The following is a 25,468-nucleotide window of genomic DNA, read 5'->3' on the forward strand; positions in this document are numbered from 1 at the left end:
GAAAATATTACAGTGTGAACCATGTGCTTATGCTTTTGTGTAAGTACTCATAACCCTAAAGTTGCTCTTACTACCACGACTTACGATACAATAATGCTATCTATGTAATGCGTTATTGCTTGCATAAAAGAAACGGAGATATTTTGTGTTAGATTGGCTTAAAGTTAATTTACAATACGTTACACCAAAGCACCTGCTTTCACGCTTTGTGGGTAAACTTGCAGAAGCGGAAATGGGTAGCGTGACCACCTTTTTCATCAAGCTGTTTATCAAGCAATATAATGTTGATATGACTGAAGCTTTGCATGAAAACCCCGAACATTACCGAAGCTTCAATAAGTTTTTCACGCGCCCACTCAAACCTGAAGCGCGCACTATTGATGAAAACGAAGACGTACTGATTCACGCCGTCGACGGCACGGTAAGTCAGTTTGGCAATATTTATAGTGACAGTATTTTCCAAGCGAAAGGTCACGACTTTAGCTTAACTACCTTGCTAGGCGGAAAGCCTGAGGTAGCAGCACCATTTAAAAATGGTAAATTTGCTACCATTTACCTTGCCCCTCGCGATTATCACAGAATTCATATGCCTGTTGAGGGCACCTTAACTGACATGCTGTATGTGCCAGGCGAACTGTTTTCAGTAAATCCGCTTACCGCACAAAATATACCTGGGCTATTTGCAAGAAACGAACGTGTTGTAGCGCTGTTTGACACACCTGTAGGCAAAATGGCGATGGTATTAGTAGGCGCAACGATTGTGGCCAGTATTGAAACTGTTTGGGCAGGCACAGTGACGCCACCTGCAGGTAAAAACGTTCAGCACTGGTCTTATGAGAAAGACACAGAAGCTTCTGTTTTTCTCGAAAAAGGTGCCGAGCTTGGCCGATTTAAATTAGGATCTACCATCGTGGTATGTTTTGAAAAAGACATGATCAACTTTGAAGACATTGCCCCGGGCATGGTTACGCGCCTAGGTGAGCCTATGGCTTCAAAAATGTCTGCACATGAGATAGTTTCCCAAGACCTTGCTTCGCCTGAGCCTGAGCAAAATAGCGATGAGTTCGATGATGATGCAGGTGAGACAAAAAAAGAAACACCACCTGAGGGCGCTGACAGCTAATTTATGGATGCTGTTAAAAAAAGCCTGATTTCGCTTCACCTCACGGTTATTTTATTAGGTGGTACAGCCCTTTTCTCTAGGCTTGTACCACTAAGTGCCAGTGATATTACGCTGGTACGCTCAGTATTTGCTTGCATTGCCCTGCTGGCATTTTTGAAACTGGCCGGAAATAAAATAAAGCTAAATTCCAGAAAAGATTACGGCGTTGCTCTTGGTTTAGGGCTTTTAATGGCGCTACATTGGGTTACCTACTTCGCCGCAATGCAATATGCTGGTGTATCTGTGGGTATGATTGCGCTATTTACCTTCCCTGTTATTACAGTGCTTATCGAACCTTTTTTCGAACGGGTCAAGCTGGTGTGGCAGGACATTGTATCTACGCTAACGGTTGTCGTGGGTGTCTATCTAATTGTGCCTGAAACGTCATTAGAAAATGACGTTACACTTGGCGTGCTCATCGGTGTTGTTTCTGCCATTTTGTATTCGTTTAGAAACCTAATTCACCGTAAGCATTTTAAGCACTATAGCGGTGCGCAAGCTATGGCATGGCAAACGTTAGTTATCAGTGTATTGATGTTGCCAATAGGCAGTGCGGAATTAGCGTCAGCGTCAACGAGCTCCTGGCTAATGCTATTGCTTTTAGGCACTGTATTTACCGCGCTTCCCCATGCCCTAATTGCGGCCAGTCTGCGCCATCTACGGGCAAAAACATTTTCACTCATTGCCTGTATGCAGCCGCTTTACGGTGTTTTTCTTGCCATTATTTTGCTGAATGAAAAGCCTGGCTTGAGCGCATTGATAGGCGGCATTCTTATAACGTCGGCGTCAGTCTATGAAACGCTAAACACGCATAAGTTACACAGTGCGAACGATAAGTAACGTTCGCTCTGAAATTTGAGGAGGGAATGTCGATGCTAATTTTTGCCCACCGTGGCGCCAGTAAAGTAGCCCCAGAAAATACGCTAAAAGCGTTTAAACTGGCTTTCGAGCAAGATGCTGACGGCATTGAGTTTGATACTTATCAACATGATAGTGGCATTATTGTTTTTCACGATAGAACCCTTAAACGCAGAGCCCGCGAGACAGGTTATTTGTTAGATACACCTTGGCAATCTCTCAAACAAATGGACATTGGTGATGGAGAGCACATACCCTCTCTTTCACAAAGCCTTCAATGTGTTCCAAATGATAAGTGGTGCAACATTGAAATTAAACACCTGAATGACGTACATAGCTGGGTAAAAGACGTAAAGAAGGCAATAAAGCAAAGTAGCATTAGCACTGATAAGCTACTTATTTCTTCCTTTAATCACCACTGGCTTAAAGCGGTTACACTCCTATGGCCGGAAGTAAAAATTGGCGCTTTAACCGCAAGCTATGAATTAGACTGCACGGCAAGCGCACGGGCCCTTAGTGCTTACTCGGTAAATATTGCGCTAGACGCGGTTAATAAGCAGTTTGTACAAACTGCGCTGCAGGAAGGCTTTGATGTATTCGTTTATACGGTGGACGAACCTAGAGATATGCTAATGCTTAAAGAGTGGGGGGTAACCGGCATATTTACTAACCTACCAAATGTAGCACTTAATACGCTATCTTATTAGGTAACGTTTCCTCTTGAGCCTATGTTCACTTAAAAACACCAGATACAAAAAACGAGCCATTGGCTCGTTTCTTAAAACTCTGTTTTACTAGCTACTTAAACTCAGTAGATAGGTGGTCTGAAAACACGGTATTTTTGCAGCATTTACACTGTCGACACAGGCGCATATTGACCCAGTGACCCGCTACAATTAGCGCCGCACCTATTGCAATAGTAAATGGCTCGTAATGATGTCCGAAAATATCTTTATGCCAATAGATTGCACCGCCAGTGAACAACAGTGCCAGCGGATAGTATTTACCGTGGTAACGAATGGCACCGCTAATCAAGGCTACCGCTCCCACAATTAATGAGAACGTCAGAATAGTTCTTTCAAACCATACTTGTGCAAAAAAGCTAGAACCGATAAGCGGTAACAGAGGCACCAAAACAGGCAGCGCAAGGCAATGCAGCGCACACAAGCTCGACACCCAAATGCCAAGTTTGTCTAGTTTTGTTGGATTCTCGTCAATTGGAGTCATTGCTCTAATTACCACCGTGCTAAAAAAATGTATACGCGAATTATTCGCCAGAGACGTTATATTATAACAGACTCACGAAAATGAGAAACGTTCCCACATTAAATTTTGATCTTATCGAGATGAAAATAGACTAATTAAGTAAGAAAAAAGGCGCAGATGTTACTCGTTAGGCGCTGCAGTCGAGGGTTCAGTGGCATCTTTGGGTAAGGTGCTCTGCGCAACCGCGCTGCCAACAAAAGTGCTCTGTTCGCGTAGTTCAGCACTGCTTTTGTTCACCCCACCACCAGTGAGCTGGGCAGTTTGGTTCCGTGCTTTGCCAAACTGTTTTGCCACTTTAGGTGCGTGTGAAAAATAGTCGGCTACGGAGGTCAGGGTAAACCCCTCTTTCTCAAGTGCGGGTAAATGGGTGTTTAAGAAATCAACGGTTTCTGGGTGAGGATGACCAATCACTACAACGTGGCCGTTCTTTTTAGCGATGCGTTTCATGTGGTTAAACTGCTTCAGTAAAAACGCAGGCTCTAATTTATGATCCAAAAATACCTGTCTGCTTGTGCTAGGCACACCCAAGCGCTCTGCAATTTCTTCACCTTTAGTTAGCACTGTGGTTCTGCTATCTACAAAGAAAAGGCCTTGCCGTTTAACTTCTTTTAACAGAGCTTCCATGCTTTCTTGCTGCCCGGTAAACGCACTTCCCATGTGGTTATTTACGCCTACCGCGTTTGGCACACTTTTCATCGCTTTGCGCAAGTTGTGGGTAATAGCCCCAGCGAACATATCCGTGGTTAACCCAAGCGGGCCCATGTTTTTACCGTTTTGCGCTTGCATAGGCATATGGAGCATAACCGCCCGGCCCTCTTGCTCAGCGCGGTGCGCAATGTCAGATGCCAATGGCGTTTGTGGAAGTATGGAAAACGTGATCTCTTTAGGGAGAGAAAAAGCAGCGACATCGGACGGCCTGTACCCCAGGTCATCTAAGATTATTATTATGTCTGACTTTGCGTTTACTTGAAGGCTAATTAGCCCGCATAAAACAAAGATTGTACAAGGCATTAGCAGACGCAAAAGCATCTATGTCACATCCGTTTTTCATCATTATTATTAAGCGCACTGTGTGAATGACTTCACTTTACCGTTAAGCATACCAACAACAAACGCACTTTCAACACAACTAGGGCTTTTATTGCTGTTTTATTAAAGCAGATTATCGACAGCCTCTGTAAAGATTGGTAAATATTGCGTAAATCCAGTGCTGCGCACTAAAAATATCAGTGAGTGGGCGATACTTTATAGTTAACGACCACTCATCATTTAAGGCTTCACTATGATTTCAGGTATCAATGATTCTTCAGCAGCACAACAGCTAAGACCAAGTGCTCCACCACCGCCACCTAAGGGGCAGCAAACATCACTGACCGACGAACAAACACAAACACTTCAGTCGGTATTAGAGCAATATGATGCTGACTCATTAACCAGTGAAGATGCGACATCTATTGTTGAACAACTAAAAAGCGAAGGTATTGAACCTGGTAAGGCATTAGAAAGTGCACTTAGCAGTGCAGGCTTTGACGCAAAGCAAATTGGCGAGCTCGCAGGCTTAGGTGAAGGAAAACCTCAACGTTCATTACCCGATACTGCAACGTTTGAAGTCACTGCTTAATTTCTATCGTGGCTTTAACGAATTAGTCCAACCAAGCTTTCGGGTTTAGCGCCTTGCCTTTGTGGCGAATTTCAAAGTAAAGATTTGGGTATTCTTGCCCACCGCTTCGACCAACAAGGGCAATGCGCTCACCTTGACTTACATCATCACCTGCTTGTTTAAGCAGCGCTTGATTGTGTCCGTAAACACTCATGTAGCCCTCGCCATGATCGATAATAGCAACGAGACCAAACCCTCGCAGCCAGTCGGCGTACAATACTCGCCCTGGCGCAATGCTTTTTACAGGGTCGCCCTCAGCACCGTCTATCACAATACCTTTCCAAGATACCTGGCCTTGGCGGCGGCTACCAAATAAATGACGTATTCTGCCTTTTACAGGTGCGGGAAGTTTACCCTTTCGCTTAGCCAGTCCATTCATACTAAACTCAGCAGCACGAGCAGCGCGCTCTGCCGCTATGCGTGCTGCCTCTATTGCACCTTTAAGTGCTTTCTCATCGGCCTGCAAAGACGCAATGCGCTGGTTTTCCGAAGCAATGGTTTTATTTATTTTCTTTAGCGTTGCTTTGCGGTCAGATTGCCGAGTGATAAGCACTGCCCGCTGACCTTCTTGCTCATCTTTGAGCGCGGCGAGAGACAACGCTTTTTCACTGAGTTCGGCGGTAACTTCTTCCAGCCTAGCGACATTAATTCTAAAACTTTCGATTTCTTTTTGGCGCGCTTTCGCCACGTATTGATAGTAGGTAATAACACGTTCAAAAGTACGCGCATCATCTTGATAAAAAAGCATTTTAGCGTAGTCGTAGTGACCTGCCATGAACGCACTTTTGAGTTGACTTGCCAGTAAAGATTGCTGTTTGCGTATCGCAACTTTTAATGCATCCTGCTCTTCTTTTAGCGTAGCTTCTTCTTGCTTAACGCTTTTAAGCGCTTGTTCGGTGGTAGATAACGCTTTTGCAACTTTTGCTATATCAAGCTCTGAAGCCTTTAGCACGGCTTTTAGCTCTTCTGCACTGGCTTTATTGTTTTCAAGCACTTGCTGTCGTGCACGTAACTCGGCCTGAAGTTTAGCTAACTTTTCTCTTTGCGCACTTGCGTCGCCGTCTTGCGCTAGCGCATCACTTCCAATTGGCATAACAGCCAGAGCTACTATGCATCCGATAACTGAAAGAAAAGAACGTACTGACATAACGTGCGCTTAAAACCTCTACCTTTGCAATGATGCCAACTGCCTGACCAGTTGTATTTCACCACTACTATTAATAACAACATCCAGTGTATCTGACGGCTTCCCATATGCCCAGTGCAATTTATCCGTAATATCAATCATCTAAAGTATTTATGATAAAGGCATGGCGACCGTCTCTTAGCTAACTGAAAGGTAAGCTGGTTTCTCGCCCATTTTTCTATATACTTTGCACTCTTTTCATGGTCTGTAGACAGGGTTAGAGGTAATGGATCAACTAATAGAATTTGCTAGCAACAATATTATTCTTGCTGGTATTTGGGTTGCGCTGATTGCCATGTTGATATTTAGCTATATCAGTGCATGGACATCTTCAGTAAAAGAATTAAGCACACACGAAGCAACGCTTTTAATTAATAAAAATGATGCGATAGTGTTAGACACACGACCTGCAAAAGAGTTTAAAGCTGGCCACATTTTGGGAGCCAGACAGATTAAACCTGAAGAAGTGCGTGAGAAAAACTTCAAGAAACTTGAAAACAGCAAAGACAAACCCATTATCGTAGTATGCGCTATGGGTAATCAGGCTCGTGGTACAGCAAATGCGATGCTAAAAGACGGCTTCGCGAATGTGAATGTATTAAAAGGCGGAATGAATGCGTGGCAAAGTGCCAGCCTCCCCGTTTCTAAATAACAGGTAACCTTTATGAGCAAAGTAGAACTTTACACCAAGGGCCATTGCCCTTACTGCCATCGTGCAAAAGCACTGTTAACGCAAAAAGGTGTAGAATTTGTTGAATACCCAATAGACGTTAAGCCTGAACTACGCGACGAAATGATTGAGCGCGCAAATGGCGGCTGGACTGTTCCGCAAATTTTCATTGACGATCAGCACGTTGGTGGCTGTGACGACATGATGGCTTTGGAAGCACAAAGCAAATTAAACCCTATGCTGGGTTTAGCGTAAAGCGTCAGCGCATACAGCAACGCACTACATTAAATTAAAACGACAATTAAATAGGAAATACCATGGCTGACGAAAATCAGACAAACAACGGCGAAGCAGCAAGCGCACAAGCGCAGCAGGGTGCTCAGTTCAATATTCAGCGTATCTATACAAAAGACATCTCTTTTGAATCTCCAAACGCACCGGCTATTTTCACTAAAGAGTGGAAGCCAGAAATAAAACTAGACATCGACACTAGCACTAACAAGTTAGAAGAGAACACTTTTGAAGTTGTGCTTTCAGTTACCGTTACTGCAACACTAGGTGAAGAGACTGCTTTCCTTTGCGAAGTACAACAGGCAGGTATTTTCGCTATTGGCGAAATGCCAGACCAAAACAAAGCGCACACGCTAGGCTCGTTCTGCCCGAACATGCTTTTCCCATATGCGCGTGAAACTATTTCTAACTTGGTTAACCGTGGCACCTTCCCTCCACTTAACCTAGCGCCTGTTAACTTCGACGCTATCTTTGCAGCTTACGTACAAAAACGTGCACAGCAAGCGCAGGGTGAAGCGCCAAAAATGGACGCCTAAACAGGTGAACATGAAGTCGAATTCAGTTTCAGTATTGGGGGCGGGGTCTTACGGCACCGCCCTTGCTTTTTGTCTTGCCAGAAATGGCAACCCTACAATGCTTTGGGGTCGTGATGAAAAGCACATTGCTGAAATGGAAGCGAACCGAGAAAACAGCCGTTATCTTCCTGGCGCAACTTTTCCAGATGCATTGGTTGTTAATGCCAACTTAGAAGAAGTGGTCGCTTCAAGCCAAGACATTTTGGTCGTTGTTCCTAGTCATGCATTTGCAGCCATGCTTAAAAGCTTAAGGCCATTGCTTAAACCGCATCAACGCATTATCTGGGCGACCAAAGGGCTAGAACCTAAGACTGGACGCTTGCTTCGAGATGTGGCTGAAGAAATTCTAGGGACTGACTACCCCTTGGCTGTTTTATCCGGGCCCACTTTCGCTAAAGAAATGGTTGCAGGCTTACCTACTGCTATTTCGCTGTCTTCTACCGACGATACGTTGAGTGACGAATTTGCGGCGAAGCTTCACTGTGCAAAGTCATTCAGGGTATACAAAAACTCAGACTTTACCGGTGTTCAATTAGGTGGCGCGGTTAAAAACGTTATCGCTATTGGCGCAGGTTTAGCCGACGGCCTTGGATTTGGTGCAAATGCGCGAACGGCACTTATCACCAGAGGTTTGGCAGAACTTTCTCGTCTAGGTGTGAAGCTGGGCGCTAACCCAGAGACTTTCATGGGTATGGCGGGTCTTGGTGATTTAGTATTAACCTGTACCGATAATCAGTCGCGTAATCGACGCTTCGGCTTGGCATTGGGCCAAGGGAAGAGTGTAGATGTTGCTATTGAAGAGATTGGTCAGGTTGTTGAAGGCTACCGAAATACAGAAGAAGTGCATGTATTATCTGAAAAAGTAGGTGTTGAAATGCCTATTTGCGAACAGATATACGCCGTACTCTATCATGGTAAGTCACCGAAAGAAGCAGCCCTGGCACTGCTTAGCCGAGATTTGAAAAACGAAGCGTAATTTCCCATTACGCTTCGCTTTACTTCCTGCTATCGGCCTTTTCACTCAGACCAAATACTTAATGCCCTTCTCTCACTACAATAACTTTCTTGTTGCTTTGGTAACCATGCTGAGTGCGTTTATAACGTTTAGCTTTTTTTACGTTTTTATCGGGTGATTCTACGACCACATAGCGATTTCCCTGCTTGCGGTAGTAGTGGTTGTTCGCAACGTAATAGCGATGGTTGTCAACAACTTCAACCCTATGAACACCTGGTAATACGTTAACGAACAGCCCAATCTCAGGCACGCTAATAGCTGCGTCAACTAAAGAACGAGCAGGCTGCGAGATAACAGTTACTGTTTCATTTCCGCCTCTTATACCATGAGAGTGATGGCCTGAGTGCGCGCTAGCCTGTCCGGCCACCATTAAACAAACGCCGGTAATGATATTCAGTGTGATACGTTTCATAATGCTACTCCTAACTCATCTGCGTATATTCAAAGGCTATACTAATGAATGAAGCTGAACGAAAACTGACTTTGAGGGGCTTTACACTGTCTTTACATTGGGCATAAAAAAGCCCTTGTAACAGGGCGTTGTTAATATATATTCAGGCGGTTTTTACCTGCCTTCTTCTATCGGGCACCTTCATAGCCAAACTGACGCCAGCTTTCGTATACAAAAACAGATACGGCATTGGATAGGTTCATACTGCGACTATCTGGCAACATAGGAATGCGAACTCGCTGCTCTGGAGGTAGCGATTGAATGTAATCGTCGGGTAAGCCGCGGGTTTCAGGGCCAAATATGAGTGCATCGCCTTTTTGATACGATACATCACTATGAAACGCTTTGCCTTTTGTTGTACAAGCGAATACTCGCTTCGGTTTTGCATCTTCAAGGTAGGCTTCTAAGTTCGCATGGCGCTTAACGTGAGCAAATTCGTGATAATCTAAACCTGCACGTCGTACTCGCTTGTCGTCCCACTCAAAACCTAAGGGTTCAATTAGATGTAGTGTGAACCCACTGTTTGCGCATAGGCGGATAATATTTCCCGTGTTAGGCGGGATCTCTGGCTGATAAAGTACGACATCAAGCATGTTCTTTTAAACTACCTTCACTGTTAATAATCGATTTATTCTATAACGAAACACAGTGATTCATCACCTTCACTGACGCTTTTTAACACGAGTGAGTGCAAATCAATGGTATCTCGACGATCTGATACGGATAGTCATACTAGGTAGCTTTCATTTAAAAGAAATCATCTAGCTTATCTCGATAGGCTTTTATCTAACACTCTACTTTTAGTAAAAAACCTGCTCTTATTTAACACCCTACTTTGCGATCAGGAAGTCGAGAATGGTCGAAAGAGAGCGCTCGCGAATATCGTCTGACTCGGTGAACAACTCATGGTAAGCCCTTGGTATTATTTCAAGCTTCGCATTTGGCATTAGGTTTGCCACCCGCCGCTGGCGCCTATTGTCTATTATGGCGTCATCGTCGGCGCTTAAAACTAATGCTTGGGTAGTGATTGCCCCCGCACTATTTTCGATTCTATTCATGGCCTGATGGGCTGCGGCCAACCACTCAGTAGTTACGCCCCCAAGCTGAATATCTTGCTCTTCATCATAAAGCTCGCGAAACAATGCGTAACGGGTCTTACTGTGAGTAAGCTTATTTAGCGAAAAAGGAAACGCGATATACGGGGTTTGCCCAAAAAAATAGCCTGCGTCAGCTTTTTTCATTCGGTTCACTGCAAGACCGGTGCGAATTAAGCCGTTTGCCAACCAATTGGGCAATGAAGGTTTAATACCGAACATAGGTGAAGCTAGTACGGCTTTAGTAAACAAGTTGGGCAAACGCAATAGCGTAAGCGCACCTATCGCTCCGCCCATTGAGTGGCAAACCAATAACAAAGGACCTTGTTGCAATGGCTTAACGATAGACTCGACGAAGGCAACGAAATCGTCAACATAGTCATCGAAATGCGCGACATAACCGTGTTGGGGGTCGCGTGTCATTCTGTCTGAGAGACCTTGCCCTCGATGGTCAAGAATAAAAACGGCGAAGCCATTTTGATAGAGGTCGTAAACAAACTCTTTGTATTTCAAGTAAGACTCTATACGCCCAGAACAAATAACGATTGTTGCCCGCGGCGTTTCAGGAATACAGTAGGCATAGCGCACCTTTACATTATCTTTGCCAGTGAAGTGGCTTTCAGTAATGCTTTTCTGCCAAAACGGATTAATGTGTGTGGCAAAGGTGCTGGCTAAATTCTCTTCCGATGTGAACGTCCAGTTCATAAATACCCTATATCGGTCAGTTCGCGCTCTTTCAAAAGCCACAAACAACTGTCAAAGTATAGGTTACTACTTAGGAAATGACAGAGTTACTTGCAGCCCACCGCGCTCAACAGGTTCAGCTATAATGCGCCCATGATGCAACTCAACCGCCGCTTTTGCAATGGATAAACCTAGTCCAACACCTCCTGATTCTCGCTCTCTGGCAAGCGTAGCTCGATAAAAAGGTGAAAAAATACGTTCGCATTCTTCTACGGTCAGCCCTTCTCCGTCATCGGTAATATGAATGCACCATTGTTTAGCATCTTCGCTAAAGGATATATGCGTTAAGAACTCACTATGTCGTATGGCGTTACGCAGAACATTTTCCACAGCGCGGCAAATCATCATACCGTCAACAACGACAAACTTTTTGGGAATTTCATCAATTTTCAGCTGCTTGTTTTTATTAACTGCCTCAAAATTCGCATCAGTAAAGACATCGTTGAGCACTAGCGAAAGCATTTGTTTTTCCATTGTCGCTTCACCAGCTTCTGCACGGCTTAGTGTAAGCAACTGGCCCACCAGTGCTTCCATGCGGTTAGCCTCTCGTTCAACTCTAGAAAGGGTTTCAGGGTCTACGTTTTGTTGATGAGCGAGCCCGAGTGCCATTTGTAAACGGGCCAAGGGGGAACGAAGTTCGTGAGATACATCGGCTAATAAGCGCTTTTGTGCTGCCCACATAGACTCTAATTGATCAGCCATTTTATTAAAGTCACGAGAAAGCTGCCCTAGTTCGTCCTGACGATTAGACGCTCGGCCCACTCGCGCCTGCCAGTCGCCGCTCGCTATGCGTTTTGCTGAGCTTTGGATTCGCAGAATGGGGTTAGTCAATGACTTTGCAAACAGCCAACTCAACACTATTGTAGTAATCAACGCGATAGTAAGAAACAGTAAAATTGGAGGTGTTTGCTTATCAGGTATTTCGAGTCTCACTGAAAAAAGCGCAAATCGCGTATTGTTCCGTTCGAAGAAAACTGGCCCTAGTATTTTAAACGCCCCGCGCTTTACTGCTATGGGTGACGTTTGATTTACTAATCGAAGTAAATCATCCCTATCTTCATTACGAAGCGGAGGACCACCGGCTGGTATAATACGGTTATCACTAATATCGATAGCCACCATTCTAGCTCTCCGTTCACGAGAATGGCGTTCTAGCGCGCCTCGTAATGGTGCATCTTGGAAGCGGTCATTCTGTATATGCTCAACCACTTGGTTAAGGGCAGCAACCTCTCGCGGCTTTATGGGGACAATTTCTAAATCTTCAAAGAAAAGACGGCTACCCCAAATAGCCAATAAAGCGGTAACAATGAATGTAGCCCAAAACCAAAGAAACAATCGGCCCATAATGGCCCGCGTTGGGCTTATACTGCGTAACAGTTTTACCATTAATGGCTTCCAGCAATTAACATATACCCAACCCCTCGGATGGTTTTGATTTTTTCATCCGCGGCCACTGCACCAATTTTCTTACGCAAGTTACTCACGTGCATATCAATACTTCTATCAAAAGCCTGCAGTGGTTTACCCAATATCTTTAAGCTTATCTCTTCTTTCGTTACTCGTTGAGCAGCATTGAGCATTAACAGACGCAGAATTAAAAACTCAGTTGTTGTAAGTGTTAACTCAACGTCAACCACTTTTGCCAGCTGACTGCTAGGGCTTAAAAAGATACCGTTGACGAATAAGTCTTGTTCAACAGCGCCGCCGGTTGATGACAAATTATGGCGGCGAACTATAGCTTTTATTCGCGCTACAAGTTCCCTGTGGTTAAAGGGCTTGGGCAGATAGTCATCGGCTCCCATCTCAAGGCCCAAAATGCGGTCGTAGTCATCGCCTCTCGCGGTAAGCATAAGTACCGGAGTACTGTGACTTGCTCGAAGCTTTTTCAATACGTCGAACCCATCCATTTTGGGCATCATCACATCAAGCAATATTAGGTCGTAATGACGCCCAGATACCGCTTCTGATAATCCCTCTTCGCCATCGTTACGCACTTGCACCTGATAACCCATACCCGATAGATACGTGGAAAGCATTTCTGTCAGCTCTAGGTCATCATCAATAACAAGGATAGACTGCAAGTGAAAATCTGAACTCATAGTATTAAACTCTTTAACTGCTAGATTCATGAAAATGCCTGTAAATTGGATAAAACTCAACCTACGCTTCAGAAGTGCCAGGCTTTAAGCCGACAAACAACACTGACAAAACGCGTACTATATCTTTTCAGACCTTTACAATCACAAATCGGCCTTACCTTTACATAAGCTTTACACTGCATTGACTGCTTTTTTAGCCCCGCACGCTAGGATTAGCGTGTCCGAAAAAGGAGACGACAATGAAAAAGTTATTAATTGCTAGTGTAACTGTAGCAGCGATTGGCTTAGGGGGCCTTGCATTGGCGCAGCCAGCAGGGTCTGGTATGCGTCACCACGATCCGGTTAAAGAAATTGTTAAACATCTTCGTGGCATCAGCCTAAGTGACGCTCAGCGCGAAGAAATAAAAACACTCGTAAGCGCCTTTAAGGACGCTAACCCTCGGCCTGAATTTGGTGATATTGAAAAACCTAACTTGGATTTTGCTACCGCCACTGAGGCCCAGTTCAGCGCTTTTATCCAAACCCAGATTGAAGAGCGCGAAGCAAGACATTTTGCTTTTGCTCAACTGCGCCACGACATCTACAACGTGCTGAATGAAGAGCAGCAAGAAACTCTCTTGGCTCGAGACGCTAAAAGAGAATTAGATAAACAAAAACATCATGATGCTTTTGTAAAACAAGAAACTCGCTTTGCTAAACGAATGAATGGTGAAGGTAAAGGTCCTCAACGCAAGCGCAAGCCTAAGGACTTTTTGTTTGAAGGTATTGAATTAAGCGACGAACAAATAGCAAGCCTTGCAGAACTTCGCGAGTCATTCAAAGATACATCTAAAACGAATAGAGAGATGCTACGCAGTTTTAAAGATGCCCAACGAGATTTAGTTCGTAGCGAGTCTTTCTCTCAAGACGCCTGGAACGCGCTTACCGCCCAATACAAAGAAGACCTCGTAAGTGCCAAGGTTGAGAAAGCCAAGCAGCGCCAAGCCATGTTTCAAATTTTGTCACCAGAGCAACAAGCAAAACTAGAAGCGCTACGTGAAGAAGAACGTAAGCTACGCGAGCTATTCAAACTTTAACGCTTAGCTTCTCTTCCCCACCTTACCCACCGTAAAAAGTGCTGGCTTCGGCCAGCCTTTTTTATGGCTGAGCCTCAGACACCTTTTGCTCTACAGATAAGGTAAGTGGCGTCACAAAATCACCAATATGTACGCTATCACTGCCGGGCTGAGCCTTAAGCAAACTAACCTCGTCAGCCACCTCAAACACTTCTAGAGTAAGGGTTTTACTTGAAAATAAACCCGACTTTCTAGATAACCCTAGCGTGGGTAATGCGCGTTGCTTTACGAGTGAAAATTTATCCCCTGCAATCAAACCGCTATTTTTACCTAGATCGATTGCAATATAGTCCGGCGATATATCTATAACCTGCGCATAAGTTGTTTCACACTGCAATGCTGCATGAATATCGGTAATGGCAGCATGTATAGTATTTAGCACCATTCGCCCAAAATCACTTCGCCACAAAAGGCTATTGTTACTATCTACAGAGTCATGTTGAGAGAATGGCCAGTCCGCTTCACTGTGATAGCTATCATTAAAAATAACCTTCGCTTTAAACGTATCAAGCACGTAAACCTGAACGGTAAAGTTTCTGCGAAGTGCCGTGCTATCGCTTTCAAATACCGACGTTGCTTGTGACACTTGCTCGAAAAGCGAAATGTCTTTAACAAAACCAAATACCACAAACTGCTGACCATACTCACTTCTAAGGTACGTAGACATCGCCGTCAAATCGACATCTGAGAGACTAGAGACTAGCCAAGTATTTACGTTAATGAGCGAAACTGGAATCTGGCTGACACTATTGCCGCTATAAAGCCCGTTGAGCTGCTGTGTAAAACGTTGAGATACATGACTACCAAATGAATAAAGCATGCCGGTGGCTGCTTGCTGCGGTGAAGTTAAAGAAAACTCCGTTACTAGTATCCGATGAGCTAACCCATTATTAGTACAGTTAAACAGAGGCGTGATATTAACGTTCACCACTACAGTAAGTAGGTCGTCTTTAAGTGTTTCACTTATAATTTCCACACGCTGTATTCTTCCTTGAGAGCGAATTTCTGCCTTACTAGAAAGTAACAAACCATCTACCATAATATCTTGCGCTGATATCGTACTGCCACTTTGAAAAGCCGCATCTGCGATAGCGTTTTGTATGGCACTGGTTCTAATATCGCTTAACTCTGCACCTGCGAGGGCTACGGTAGACTCGCCTTGTACCCATTGAGCAAAAGCTTGCTCAGTCACTATTATTGATGAGAGTAAAACTAACACAGCAAGCGTTTTACGTAATCGGCTTTTGTACATGTAGTTCTCGTATTTAACCAAAAATTGAAAACAGCTTGCCAATTACCGAAGGCTGCTGATTGTCCTGCAGATCGCCAGTACCGCTGTATTCAATTAATGCATTACCGACTTTTGATGACAACACGGTATTGCTTTCATCCACGTCCTTTTTACGTACTTCCCCAGAAAAGCGAATGTATTCTTTTCCCCTGTTCATGGTTATCCACTTTTCTCCGGTAACAAGTAGATTCCCAGCAGGCGTTATCGCGGTTACGTACACGGTAATACTGCCGCTCATTGAGTTTGACTGTTTGGTTTGTGCGGAGCTTGAAAACTCGCTGTCTTGTTCATGCTCTACCTCTACGTCATCGTCTTCAACTCGAATGCCGCCTAGTTTCAATGTGACTGGCGCTAAATCGAACGAGGTATTTTTGTCGGTATTAAAATCAAGAGACTTCTCAGATTGGGTCTGCTCATCGAGCTTAACCAATATCATATCACCCACTTTAAAATTCGCATGGCGCTCATAAAGCCCTATAGATTGTTCAGGGTTAAATAAAGACCCGGTGGGCACATGCAAAGTTGCGGTTGGCTGCGCTCTGGGCGGTGAATAGCGCGGATGGCCGGGTTTTGGCTCCTCTTCTATTTGGCTAACTGCCCTTTGCGACACATTAGGATTAGTAGGGCTATTTTGGACCACCTGCTCTTCTTCCGTAATCGTCTGGGCGCAACCTCCAAGTGTAAAGATTGCGATAAGTGTGTGTATATGGCATCGAACTTTCATGACATTGCTCAGTGTTGTTTTTATGCAGTGTGTAATTTAAGTGCCATCCATGACCTGACAGGAGCAAGTTTAAACGAACAAATTAGAAGAAATCTCGTTCGCTTGCACTATTTGCAAAACCTTTACAAATCAAATATATGCCTGCGGGTAAGGGGATGTTATGGCCTTAGAAAACGCAACAACTAACACAGTTGAAACTGGCTTCAATGCGCTGTTATCAAAGCTAGATTTAGTGTCAGGTTTCAATAAAAGTGAAGCTACAAATTCGACAAGTTCTTCAACAACATCAAGTAATGAAGCGGCAACAAGCGGCGAGTCTTTGCCGTCTATATTCTCATTGTTACTTGAACAACAGAATCAAACGAATGAACCAGTAGGTACATCAAACACCACTGCGGATAACAAAGAAGTTACCAGTGCAACAAGTCTTACAGAGGGTGTTCTCTCATCACTAACAAATATGAATAATGCACTTTCAGATGATGCCATTGTAGCTATGCAAGGTACGCTGTTAACTGCATTACAAAACAATATATTTCAAGCGTTATCAACCAATAGCGGCACCACCAATACTGCTACTACCGGCGGAACTTCTGACGTGAGCAATGCGAGTATTAATCAAAGTGAAGCCAGCCCAACCTTATTCGACACGCTATACACGAATGCCTTTGGTGAGGACGGGCTTAACCTTAAAGACGGCTTTGATGTCTTAAATATTGCAAATCACTTGCCCATAGTTTCTGATGTGTACGAGGCAACCACCTCTAGCCACGCTGCTGCCGCGGCAAGTTTGGCAGGTAGCTTTTTATATGGGGGCATAGGCGGCCTTATGTATAACGCTGTAGACTTGGCCGTAGAAAACGTTACAGGACAAAGTATTTCAAATAACCTGTGGTCAATGGGCCAAGCATTAGTGTCGTCCTCCCTCAGCGACATTAGTACTGATAGTGTTTCACAGTCTTCGGCCGAAGGTGTATTAGCTTCAACGCCTATCGAGGCTAATGATATAAAGGCAGGAATAGCAAATAAAGCGGCAGACGCTACTTACCAATTCGTTCAACGAGGCCTTTAAGCCTCTATTTTGAATAAGCGTACGTAGCGAAAATAGTATTAGCCTTCAGGTTTTAGAAGTTTGGTTTAACTGGCTTGTATTCAGGAGATAGGAACAATGGTGATGTGATCACCAAATCTGCCGTTGCTGGCGTGCAGGCTACTGGTACATTCCATACTGAGCACAGTCGCAGTAGCGCTTTTACGTCGGGGTCGTGGGGCGCTGGATTCAACGGGTCCCAAAAGAAGAATAGCGCGTCTAGCTTGTTTTCGGCAATCAACGCGCCTATTTGCTGATCCCCACCTAGCGGGCCACTTTTATAGCGTATGACGTCTAAACCGGTTTCGCTGGCAATTAAGCCGCCCGTTGTCCCTGTCCCCACCAGATTACACTGCTTTAGCACGTCAATATGCTGTTTAACCCATGCCAGTAATTCGGGCTTCTTATGATCGTGCGCCACCAGCGCCAAAGTAAGTTTGCTCATTTTATTTTCCGAGTTTAATCCCAACAACCTATTTTCACAATTTTGTACTTAGGCCTGTAGCGACCTATCTTTTGTCACTGTCTTAATTTATAAGCGCCTTGCCACTAGGGCCTATTAACCCTTGGCAGCTCAATGCAAAAACAGACTCAATTCCTAGTTTATTAAGCATTAACGCTGCCACAAACAAGTAAAACTACTATTCATTGAGTGCCAAATATAAATATTCAGTTCTATTGGTCTTGTTGTCAACTTACTGTCACAACTATAAATATATTATTAAGTATCTTTTTATAGACTAAACAGCCTAAATATAAGATAAAATATTTATACATTTTTATTGCATAAACATTCAAATTAGATACACTAGTCCACGGTTAAAGCATCCAACCCGTAAATTGGGGTTGTAACTTTATAGGAATTGATGATGACACAACCAACTCGCGTTGTTGGTTCAACCACTAGCAACGATAAAGAGTTTATCTCTCCCCTGGCTGGCTACACCATGCATAGCGCACGACGATGCGTGTGCACATCTATGCTTATTCAGTAGCACACTTTTTACCTTTGTAATGTGGTCGCGGTTAGGCAAGGTTATTCGCCCAACCAGTTTACAAAGGTAAAAAGTGATTTTTTTCTCCTTTTATTGAATTTTTAAATTATGTATAGCGTTTCAATTATTGGTGCCAGTGGTTACACAGGTGCACAACTTGTTCAGTTGGTTATTCAACATCCAAAACTCGAGTTAGCGGGTACTTATGTATCTGAGAAAAGTAGCGATGCAGGTAAAAGTATCGCACAGCTTCATGGCAACTTGGCCCATGTTAACGCAACGCTAACGCCTATCTCAGATGCTGCGCTAAAAGCGATGGCTAACGATGTTGATTTTATTTTTCTAGCAACACCGCATGAGGCAAGCCACGACTGGATGCCTGTCTTATCTTCAGGTAACGCGAAAGTACTCGATTTATCAGGTGCTTTTAGGTTGAAAGACACCCAGATTTTCGAACAGTTTTATGGCTTTCCCCATACGCAGGAGCAAAGTCTAGCTCAGGCGGTTTATGGCCTTGCTGAATGGCACGAAGCTCAGATTGCCAGCGCAGATGTTATTGCTGTTCCGGGTTGTTACCCCACAGCCAGCCTTAGTGCACTTAAGCCACTTGCTGAAAATAACCTGCTTGACGCAAACGTACGCCCAGTGATTAACGCCGTATCTGGTGTATCGGGCGCAGGTAGAAAAGCCAGTTTAACCACCAGTTTTTTTGAGGTCAGTCTTCAAGCATACGGCGTGCTAGGTCATCGTCATACGCCTGAAATTGAAGCATATTTAGGCACACCCGTTATCTTCACGCCGCATCTTGGGAACTTCAAAAGAGGTATCTTGGCAACAGTCACTGTTAAAGTTAAAGCTGGTACCACCAGCGCGCAGCTTGAACAAGCGTACACTGAGGCCTATGCTGATAAGCCTATTGTGCGTTTGCGCACAAGTTTTCCAAAAATTGACGACGTTGCTCATACTCCATTTGTTGATCTTCACTGGAAGCTAGACGAAGCATCTGGATATGCAGTGGTTACCGCTGCTATAGACAACGTAATGAAAGGCGCAGCCTCTCAGGCTATTCAATGCCTTAATATAATGACGAAACAACCAATAGAAACAGGGTTAGTACTATGAGTGTTTCACCTATCGTAATCAAAGTTGGTGGTGCATTGCTTGACGATGCAGCAGCAATGACACGCTTATTTTTAAGCGTAAAAGAAGTTCAAGCCGCGCGCCCCGTAGTGGTAGTGCACGGTGGCGGCCCGTTAGTCGAAACCCTAATGGCAAGTCTTGGTCTTCAAAGTACAAAAATTGATGGCCTTCGCGTTACTCCCGATGAACACATGCCTTATATTTGTGGCGCACTTGCAGGCTCTGCGAACAAACAGCTCTGTGCAGCGGCACTGGCCACGGGTATTACTCCCGTTGGATTATCGCTGCTAGACGGAAATATGGTGGTCTGCGAACCACTGGCTGATCAATATGGTGCGGTAGGTGTGCCTTCAACCGCTGATGCTTCGTTTTTACAAAACGTACTAGCGCAGTCGACACTTCCAGTAATTAGCTCTATTGGCTCAAGCCCTCAAGGTAGATTACTCAATGTAAATGCCGATCAAGCTGCCACGGTTATCGCCGAATTGCTTAACGCGGAGCTTTTATTACTTTCCAATGTTGAAGGTGTACTTGACGGTGATAAATCGCTAATTAGTGAACTTAACGCCGCAAGCATTGCGAAATATGCAGATGAAGGCGTGATCACTGACGGAATGAAAGTAAAAGTAGATGCGGCACTTGCGTCTGCAGAAAGCCTAGACCGCGCAGTTTACATTGCAAGCTGGGCAGCTGATATCAACGATATTTTAAATAAGAAAACGGGTACACAAATACTGCCCGCAGCTCTGACAAATACAAAGTCGACAAACGCTGATTTACCCCAAACCGACTTTACAAAAGGCAATGCCGGAGAAGTACAATGAAACAGGACCTACTCACCTTTGCAGACTGGACACCAGACGCAATGAAAAACTTGCTGCAATTGGCTGTAGAAATTAAACAAGCGCCAGCAAGTTACAGCAATGTGCTAGCGGGAAAATCAATTGTTGCCCTGTTTGAAAAGCCGTCATTGCGAACCCGCGTAAGCTTTGATATTGGTATCAACAAGCTTGGCGGCCACATGGTGTACTTAGATGCACAGTCGGGCAAATTAGCAGGTCGAGAAGATGCAGTGGATACTGCTGCTAACCTAGCCTGCTGGGCTGACGCTATCGTAGCTCGCGTGTTTTCGCACGAAACGTTAGAAACCTTTTCTCAGGCAGCCAAAGTGCCAGTAGTTAACGCGCTGTGCGATAAATACCACCCATGCCAAGGCCTTGCCGATTACCTCACTATGTTTGAACGCTTTGGCAAGACCGAGGGTCTTACCATGGCTTACGTAGGCGATGGCAATAATGTGACCCATTCATTACTCATCGTTGGTGCGCTTTTAGGTTGCAACCAGGTTGTAGTGACACCAGAAGGTCACGAAGCGACGCCTGAAATTGTGGCACAAGCCAAAGCGATCGCCGAGAAAACCGGCGTATCGATTGTTGAAAGTACAGAGCTTAGTGCTGCTAACGGCGCAGACGTTATCTATGCGGATACATGGCTTTCAATGGGTGACGATACACCGCTTGAGGTGATCAAAGAGAAGTTCATGCCTTATCAGGTAAATGAAGCGCTAATGGAGGCAACGGGTGCAAGCTACGTCATGCATTGCCAGCCTGCCCATCGCGATTTAGAAATAACAGGCTCGTTAATTGATAGTGATAAGTCGCTATTAATGCAGCAAGCCGAAAATAGAATGCATGGCCAAAACGCCATTCTTACTCAATTACTTAATGCCTAAAAAGGCACCTAAAAAGACGCTTAAAAGGTTTACTTAGATGCAAAATGTTAAAAAAATCGTACTAGCCTATTCAGGCGGGCTTGATACATCAGCCATCATTCCATGGCTTAAAGAAAACTATGGCTGTGAAGTTGTCGCATTTGCGGCAGATGTGGGCCAAGGTGATGAAGAGCTAGAAGGTCTTCATGAAAAAGCCATCGCGTCTGGCGCGAGCGAATGCCACATTGTTGATTTGAAAGAAGAGTTCGTAAGCGAATATATCTTTCCAACTATCACCACTGGTGCGGTATACGAAGGCGAATATTTACTTGGTACGTCAATGGCACGCCCGGTAATCGCAAAGGCGCAAGTTGAGATTGCCCGCAAAGTGGGCGCGGACGCGCTATGTCACGGTTGTACCGGTAAAGGTAACGACCAGGTGCGTTTTGAAAGCACCTTTGCCGCGCTTGCCCCAGATCTTACCGTTATCGCGCCATGGCGTGAGTGGGATATGGTAAGCCGCGAAGACTTGCTTGCTTACCTAGCCGAGCGCAATATTGCGACAACAGCGTCAGCGACAAAAATTTACAGCCGTGATGCAAACGCATGGCACATTTCACACGAAGGTGGCGAGCTTGAAGACCCATGGCAAGAGCCTACTAAGCAAGTGTGGACCATGACGGTTGACCCAGAAGATGCGCCTGATAGCCCTGAGCGCGTTACCCTGTCTTTTAACGAAGGTAAGCTGACCCACGTTGATGGTGAAGCATTATCGCCTTATCAAGCACTTGTTAAGCTAAATACAGTAGCAGCAGCGCACGGTGTTGGACGTATCGACATTGTTGAAAACCGCCTTGTAGGCATGAAGTCTCGTGGCTGTTATGAAACCCCTGGAGGCACTGTATTACTTAAAGCGTATAAAGCGCTAGAAACCATGGTGTTAGATAAAGCAGCACTTAAATACCGCGAGCAGATTGGTCTTGAATTCTCACACGTTATGTACGATGGCCGTTGGTTTACTGCCCTTAACGATGCACTGCTTGCTGGTGCTGCGTCTTTTGCGAAGAAAGTAACGGGTGATATTGTCGTTAAGCTTTATAAAGGCCAAGCTACCGTTACCCAGCGTAAATCGCCAAACAGCCTTTACTCTGAAGACTTTGCTACCTTTGGTGCTGACGATGTTTACGACCAGAAACACGCTGAGGGCTTTATCCGCTTATTCAGCCTTTCAAGTCGTATTGAAGCACTAAAAAATCAAGGTTAATTGTATCCCGCGCGTAGTTTTTAGTCGCTACGCGCAGGTAGCAAAGACAAAAAACAGTATTTAAGGAGCATCACATGGCGTTGTGGGGTGGCCGGTTCGAGTCCGGTGCAAGTAGTATGTTTAAACAGGTTAACGACTCTCTGCCGTTTGACCAAGTTATGGCAAGCCAAGATATCCAAGGCTCTATCAGCTGGTCCCGTGCGCTGCAAAAAGCAGGCGTATTGACCGCGGACGAGCAAGCCCAGCTTGAAGCAGCACTTAGCGAGTTGAAAGCGAAAGCCGATGCGGGTGAATTAGACTTTAACGCATCGAGCGAAGAAGATATTCACAGCTTTGTAGAAGCTGCGCTTATTGAAAAGCTTGGCGATATTGGTCGTAAACTTCACACAGGGCGCAGCCGAAATGACCAAGTAGCCACTGACTTTCGCCTTTGGGTACGGGAACATATTGCCTCTCTTCGCGCTGATGTTTTAGGTGTTATCAAATCGCTTCTAAATGCCGCAAGCCGTCATCAAGAAGCTATTATCCCAGGTTACACTCACTTACAACGTGCACAGCCTATTCACTTTGCACACTGGTGCCTAGCGTATGTGGAAATGCTAAAGCGCGATTTAAGTCGTTTAGATGACTTAAAAGTACGCATGAACCAGTGCCCTCTGGGCTCTGGCGCACTCGCAGGCACCACGTTTCCTGTAGACCGCCACGCTATTGCAGAGGAACTGGGCTTCGACTCTCCTTGCCTTAATAGCCTAGATGCCGTGTCGGACAGAGACTTTGTTCTTGAACTTTTGTTTGTCGCCAGTACCAGCATGATGCACTTATCACGTCTTGCTGAAGATATGATTTTTTATAACTCTGGTGAAGCTGGGTTCTTACAGTTAGGCGATAGCGTGACCTCAGGTTCATCGCTTATGCCACAGAAGAAAAACCCGGACGCGCTAGAGCTTATGCGCGGTAAATGTGGTCGTGTATTCGGCTCATTACAAGCACTTTTAGTTACTATGAAGGGCCTGCCTCTTGCGTATAACAAAGATATGCAAGAAGACAAAGAAGGCGCTATCGATACGGTAAATCAGTGGCATATTTGCTTATGCATAGCCAGCGAAGTGCTCGACTCACTGCAACTTAATGAAGAACGCTGTCGTACTGCAGCAACCCAAGGCTTTTCCAATGCAACCGAGCTTGCCGATTATCTGGTAGGCAAAGGTGTACCGTTTAGAACAGGCCACGATATCGCGGGTCGTGTAGTGCTTCAGGCGATAGATAAAGGCTGTGCTATTGAAGATTTGCCGCTAAGCGACATGCAGGCAATTTGCGATAAAATCGAAGACGATGTTTATCCAGTACTTCAATTGGAATACGGTGTAAACCAGCGCAACATCCTTGGTGGAACCAGCAAAGAAACAGTTACTAAAGCACTGTATCAAGAGTTGGAAGATTTGGATAAGCAAGGGTAGCGGTAAGGAACTACTTAGATGGTACTAGCGCAGCAAGATGGCATAAAACTGTTTCGCAGTTCACTGCCATACATTAATGCTCATCAGGGAAAAACCTTTGTATTGATGTTCGGTGGCGAAGCCATTGAACATCCTAATTTCCCCAACATTATTCAAGACATCGCTCTATTGAACAGCCTTGGCGTACGTGTGGTAGTTGTGCACGGTGCCAGACCACAAATAGACCAGCGCGTTGCGTTACGCAGTATAGAAGGCCGCTTCGAAAACGGCGTACGCATTACTGATAAGCAGACCCTTGAATGTGTAAAAGACGCCGCAGGCTCGGTTCGTTCGCAGGTAGAAGCTTTGCTTACTATGGGTTTACCGAACTCACCGATGCACGGCGCGCAAATACGCGTGTGCTCGGGTAACTTGGTAGTAGCCAAACCTATGGGCGTGCGAGGCGGTGTAGACTTTGAAAATACGGGTCTAGTGCGTCGTATCGATACTACCGGCATTAACGACCACTTAAACGACGGCTCGATTGTGTTGTTATCGCCTATGGGCTATTCATCAACGGGAGAAGTATTTAACTTGTCTCACGAAGATGTAGCTACCCAGGCAGCTATTGCCCTTAAGGCCGACAAGCTGATTGTGTTTTCAAACTATGATGGCGTATACAACCGCGACGGAAGATTACTTCGAACCATAGAACGTCCTCAGTTAGAACAGCTAACTCTAGCAGGTGATATAACCACCGAAGATACGGTACTAAGCGCGCTTACCACCAGTGTAGCTGCTGGGGTTCCACGTGCGCACTGTATCAGTTTTGAAAAAGACGGGGCTCTGCTTCAGGAATTGTTCACCCGCGACGGGACTGGCTCGCTTGTAATGGAGCACCATTACGAGCAATTGCGGGCGGCAACCATCGAGGATGTAGGCGGTATTTTAAAACTAATAAAGCCCTTAGAAGAAAGCGGCGTGTTAGTGAAGCGTTCACGCGAGCGTTTAGAGAACGAAATTAACCAGTTCATAGTGATTGTGCGCGACGGTATGATCATCGCCTGTGCGGCTTTGTACTTGTACCCAGAAGATGGCTGTGCTGAATTAGCCTGTGTGGCGACCCACCAAGACTATCGCGGCAAAAACCGCGGTGAACGTATTTTAGATGAAGTGCGCACCCGTGCTAAAGAAGCAGATATTGACCGTATCTTTGTACTAACGACGGTAACGGCACACTGGTTTTTAGAACAAGGGTTTGAGCCAGCAGACATTAGTGCTTTACCTGCCGTGAAAAAAGAGCTGTACAACTTTCAGCGTAATTCTAAGGTATTTACGCTGACAGTCTAATTTGTCAATTCAGGTCATACGAAACACTAATTTATCAAATAATATGGTGTTTCGTATGTTTTTGTAACATATTGTGAAAATTAACATTAATCCTTCCTAATGCCTATCCCTAGCACTATTTAGCGGTTATATTAACTCATCTAATTACGTGAATTAGTTTCAACTGTTTGTATTGAACTAATACTAGTCCAGCGGTTTTATAGTGATATCTCGCGCATTAAAAATAATAAAAAACTACCTTCTACTTAACGACGACAACTTAAAAACAACTGACGCTAATA

Annotated in this window: 28 protein-coding genes; 17 read left to right on the plus strand and 11 right to left on the minus strand. The window is 44.9% G+C overall.

Annotated elements, in window-relative coordinates; translation table 11 throughout:
- Positions 1 to 145: 145 nt before the first annotated feature.
- Genes asd through D1814_RS05375 form a run of 3 tightly spaced genes read left to right on the plus strand, consistent with a single transcriptional unit; the run spans position 146 to position 2,727 of the window.
- On the plus strand, positions 146 to 1,123 hold the full coding sequence (gene asd / locus D1814_RS05365; RefSeq protein ID WP_118490436.1) for an archaetidylserine decarboxylase: 978 nt from the start codon (positions 146 to 148) through the stop codon (positions 1,121 to 1,123).
- Between the two features lie 3 nt (positions 1,124 to 1,126).
- Entirely contained in the window at positions 1,127 to 2,002 is an 876-nt protein-coding gene (locus tag D1814_RS05370) for a DMT family transporter (RefSeq protein ID WP_118490437.1), read from the plus strand.
- Between the two features lie 26 nt (positions 2,003 to 2,028).
- Entirely contained in the window at positions 2,029 to 2,727 is a 699-nt protein-coding gene (locus D1814_RS05375; protein ID WP_232368982.1) for a glycerophosphodiester phosphodiesterase, read from the plus strand.
- Between the two features lie 91 nt (positions 2,728 to 2,818).
- On the opposite strand, the gene D1814_RS05380 is transcribed toward D1814_RS05375, so the two are convergent.
- Together D1814_RS05380 and D1814_RS05385 are read right to left on the minus strand one after the other, a co-directional pair.
- Positions 2,819 to 3,247, minus strand: a complete 429-nt coding sequence (locus tag D1814_RS05380) for a MerC domain-containing protein (protein WP_118490439.1) — start codon at positions 3,245 to 3,247, stop codon at positions 2,819 to 2,821.
- 159 nt (positions 3,248 to 3,406) lie between these two features.
- Positions 3,407 to 4,315, minus strand: a complete 909-nt coding sequence (locus D1814_RS05385) for a divergent polysaccharide deacetylase family protein (protein ID WP_118490440.1) — start codon at positions 4,313 to 4,315, stop codon at positions 3,407 to 3,409.
- Positions 4,316 to 4,568: 253 nt separating this feature from the next.
- Here D1814_RS05385 and D1814_RS05390 point away from each other — a divergent pair, with 253 nt between their 5' ends.
- Positions 4,569 to 4,907 (plus strand): hypothetical protein, encoded by a 339-nt coding sequence (locus D1814_RS05390; protein WP_118490441.1) that lies wholly within the window; start codon positions 4,569 to 4,571, stop codon positions 4,905 to 4,907.
- 22 nt (positions 4,908 to 4,929) lie between these two features.
- Here D1814_RS05390 and D1814_RS05395 read toward each other — a convergent pair whose 3' ends face one another.
- Positions 4,930 to 6,093 (minus strand): murein hydrolase activator EnvC family protein, encoded by a 1,164-nt coding sequence (locus D1814_RS05395; protein ID WP_118490442.1) that lies wholly within the window; start codon positions 6,091 to 6,093, stop codon positions 4,930 to 4,932.
- Positions 6,094 to 6,358: 265 nt separating this feature from the next.
- Here D1814_RS05395 and D1814_RS05400 point away from each other — a divergent pair, with 265 nt between their 5' ends.
- From D1814_RS05400 to gpsA, 4 genes are all read left to right on the plus strand, one after another.
- Complete coding sequence (locus D1814_RS05400; protein WP_118490443.1) at positions 6,359 to 6,784, plus strand: rhodanese-like domain-containing protein; 426 nt, start codon at positions 6,359 to 6,361, stop codon at positions 6,782 to 6,784.
- Between the two features lie 12 nt (positions 6,785 to 6,796).
- Complete coding sequence (grxC, locus tag D1814_RS05405; protein ID WP_118490444.1) at positions 6,797 to 7,057, plus strand: glutaredoxin 3; 261 nt, start codon at positions 6,797 to 6,799, stop codon at positions 7,055 to 7,057.
- A gap of 62 nt (positions 7,058 to 7,119) precedes the next feature.
- Positions 7,120 to 7,629, plus strand: coding sequence for a protein-export chaperone SecB (gene secB / locus D1814_RS05410; RefSeq protein WP_118490445.1), 510 nt, complete (start codon positions 7,120 to 7,122; stop codon positions 7,627 to 7,629).
- A 10-nt stretch (positions 7,630 to 7,639) separates the two neighbouring features.
- Positions 7,640 to 8,644: an NAD(P)H-dependent glycerol-3-phosphate dehydrogenase gene (gpsA, locus tag D1814_RS05415; RefSeq protein WP_118490446.1), complete on the plus strand. Its 1,005-nt coding sequence runs from the start codon at positions 7,640 to 7,642 to the stop codon at positions 8,642 to 8,644.
- A 58-nt stretch (positions 8,645 to 8,702) separates the two neighbouring features.
- On the opposite strand, the gene D1814_RS05420 is transcribed toward gpsA, so the two are convergent.
- The 5 genes from D1814_RS05420 to D1814_RS05440 form a co-directional block, all read right to left on the minus strand.
- Positions 8,703 to 9,095 (minus strand): NAD(FAD)-dependent dehydrogenase, encoded by a 393-nt coding sequence (locus D1814_RS05420; protein ID WP_118490447.1) that lies wholly within the window; start codon positions 9,093 to 9,095, stop codon positions 8,703 to 8,705.
- A 167-nt stretch (positions 9,096 to 9,262) separates the two neighbouring features.
- Positions 9,263 to 9,727: a tRNA (uridine(34)/cytosine(34)/5-carboxymethylaminomethyluridine(34)-2'-O)-methyltransferase TrmL gene (gene trmL / locus D1814_RS05425; protein ID WP_118490448.1), complete on the minus strand. Its 465-nt coding sequence runs from the start codon at positions 9,725 to 9,727 to the stop codon at positions 9,263 to 9,265.
- A 237-nt stretch (positions 9,728 to 9,964) separates the two neighbouring features.
- Positions 9,965 to 10,933 (minus strand): alpha/beta fold hydrolase, encoded by a 969-nt coding sequence (locus D1814_RS05430; RefSeq protein ID WP_118490449.1) that lies wholly within the window; start codon positions 10,931 to 10,933, stop codon positions 9,965 to 9,967.
- A 66-nt stretch (positions 10,934 to 10,999) separates the two neighbouring features.
- Complete coding sequence (locus D1814_RS05435) at positions 11,000 to 12,358, minus strand: ATP-binding protein (protein WP_118490450.1); 1,359 nt, start codon at positions 12,356 to 12,358, stop codon at positions 11,000 to 11,002.
- Complete coding sequence (locus D1814_RS05440) at positions 12,358 to 13,101, minus strand: response regulator transcription factor (RefSeq protein ID WP_118490451.1); 744 nt, start codon at positions 13,099 to 13,101, stop codon at positions 12,358 to 12,360. Before D1814_RS05440 ends, D1814_RS05435 begins: the two co-directional genes overlap by 1 nt.
- A gap of 209 nt (positions 13,102 to 13,310) precedes the next feature.
- Here D1814_RS05440 and D1814_RS05445 point away from each other — a divergent pair, with 209 nt between their 5' ends.
- Positions 13,311 to 14,147 carry a Spy/CpxP family protein refolding chaperone gene (locus tag D1814_RS05445; protein WP_118490452.1) on the plus strand — a complete coding sequence of 279 codons (837 nt, stop codon included), beginning with the start codon at positions 13,311 to 13,313 and terminating at the stop codon, positions 14,145 to 14,147.
- Positions 14,148 to 14,208: 61 nt separating this feature from the next.
- Here the strand turns inward: D1814_RS05445 and D1814_RS05450 are convergent, their stop codons facing one another.
- Positions 14,209 to 15,438 (minus strand): flagellar assembly protein T N-terminal domain-containing protein, encoded by a 1,230-nt coding sequence (locus tag D1814_RS05450; RefSeq protein ID WP_118490453.1) that lies wholly within the window; start codon positions 15,436 to 15,438, stop codon positions 14,209 to 14,211.
- 13 nt (positions 15,439 to 15,451) lie between these two features.
- Positions 15,452 to 16,117, minus strand: a complete 666-nt coding sequence (locus D1814_RS05455; RefSeq protein ID WP_232368983.1) for a flagellar basal body L-ring protein FlgH — start codon at positions 16,115 to 16,117, stop codon at positions 15,452 to 15,454.
- A gap of 244 nt (positions 16,118 to 16,361) precedes the next feature.
- Between D1814_RS05455 and D1814_RS05460 the strand changes: the two genes are divergently transcribed.
- Complete coding sequence (locus D1814_RS05460) at positions 16,362 to 17,273, plus strand: hypothetical protein (protein WP_118490455.1); 912 nt, start codon at positions 16,362 to 16,364, stop codon at positions 17,271 to 17,273.
- Positions 17,274 to 17,325: 52 nt separating this feature from the next.
- Here the strand turns inward: D1814_RS05460 and D1814_RS05465 are convergent, their stop codons facing one another.
- The gene (locus D1814_RS05465) at positions 17,326 to 17,736 is read right to left on the minus strand and encodes a methylglyoxal synthase (RefSeq protein WP_118490456.1); all 411 of its coding nucleotides are present in this window, start codon (positions 17,734 to 17,736) and stop codon (positions 17,326 to 17,328) included.
- A gap of 424 nt (positions 17,737 to 18,160) precedes the next feature.
- Here D1814_RS05465 and D1814_RS19680 point away from each other — a divergent pair, with 424 nt between their 5' ends.
- The 7 genes from D1814_RS19680 to argA all read left to right on the plus strand — a co-directional run bounded on the left by D1814_RS19680 (position 18,161) and on the right by argA (position 25,187).
- A complete protein-coding gene (locus tag D1814_RS19680; RefSeq protein ID WP_259462663.1) occupies positions 18,161 to 18,286 on the plus strand; it encodes a hypothetical protein in 126 nt (41 codons plus the stop codon).
- 108 nt (positions 18,287 to 18,394) lie between these two features.
- Entirely contained in the window at positions 18,395 to 19,408 is a 1,014-nt protein-coding gene (argC, locus tag D1814_RS05470) for an N-acetyl-gamma-glutamyl-phosphate reductase (RefSeq protein WP_118490457.1), read from the plus strand.
- On the plus strand, positions 19,405 to 20,250 hold the full coding sequence (gene argB, locus D1814_RS05475) for an acetylglutamate kinase (RefSeq protein WP_025256775.1): 846 nt from the start codon (positions 19,405 to 19,407) through the stop codon (positions 20,248 to 20,250). The genes argC and argB overlap by 4 nt, the downstream gene beginning before the upstream one ends.
- Positions 20,247 to 21,158, plus strand: coding sequence for an ornithine carbamoyltransferase (locus D1814_RS05480; protein ID WP_118490458.1), 912 nt, complete (start codon positions 20,247 to 20,249; stop codon positions 21,156 to 21,158). The genes argB and D1814_RS05480 overlap by 4 nt, the downstream gene beginning before the upstream one ends.
- Positions 21,159 to 21,195: 37 nt before the next feature.
- Positions 21,196 to 22,401, plus strand: coding sequence for an argininosuccinate synthase (locus tag D1814_RS05485; RefSeq protein ID WP_118490459.1), 1,206 nt, complete (start codon positions 21,196 to 21,198; stop codon positions 22,399 to 22,401).
- 74 nt (positions 22,402 to 22,475) lie between these two features.
- Positions 22,476 to 23,858 carry an argininosuccinate lyase gene (argH, locus tag D1814_RS05490; RefSeq protein WP_118490460.1) on the plus strand — a complete coding sequence of 461 codons (1,383 nt, stop codon included), beginning with the start codon at positions 22,476 to 22,478 and terminating at the stop codon, positions 23,856 to 23,858.
- 18 nt (positions 23,859 to 23,876) lie between these two features.
- Complete coding sequence (gene argA / locus D1814_RS05495) at positions 23,877 to 25,187, plus strand: amino-acid N-acetyltransferase (protein ID WP_118490461.1); 1,311 nt, start codon at positions 23,877 to 23,879, stop codon at positions 25,185 to 25,187.
- Positions 25,188 to 25,468 lie beyond the last annotated feature (281 nt).

It is taken from the genome of Alteromonas sp. BL110, from assembly GCF_003443615.1.
Taxonomy (GTDB): domain Bacteria; phylum Pseudomonadota; class Gammaproteobacteria; order Enterobacterales; family Alteromonadaceae; genus Alteromonas.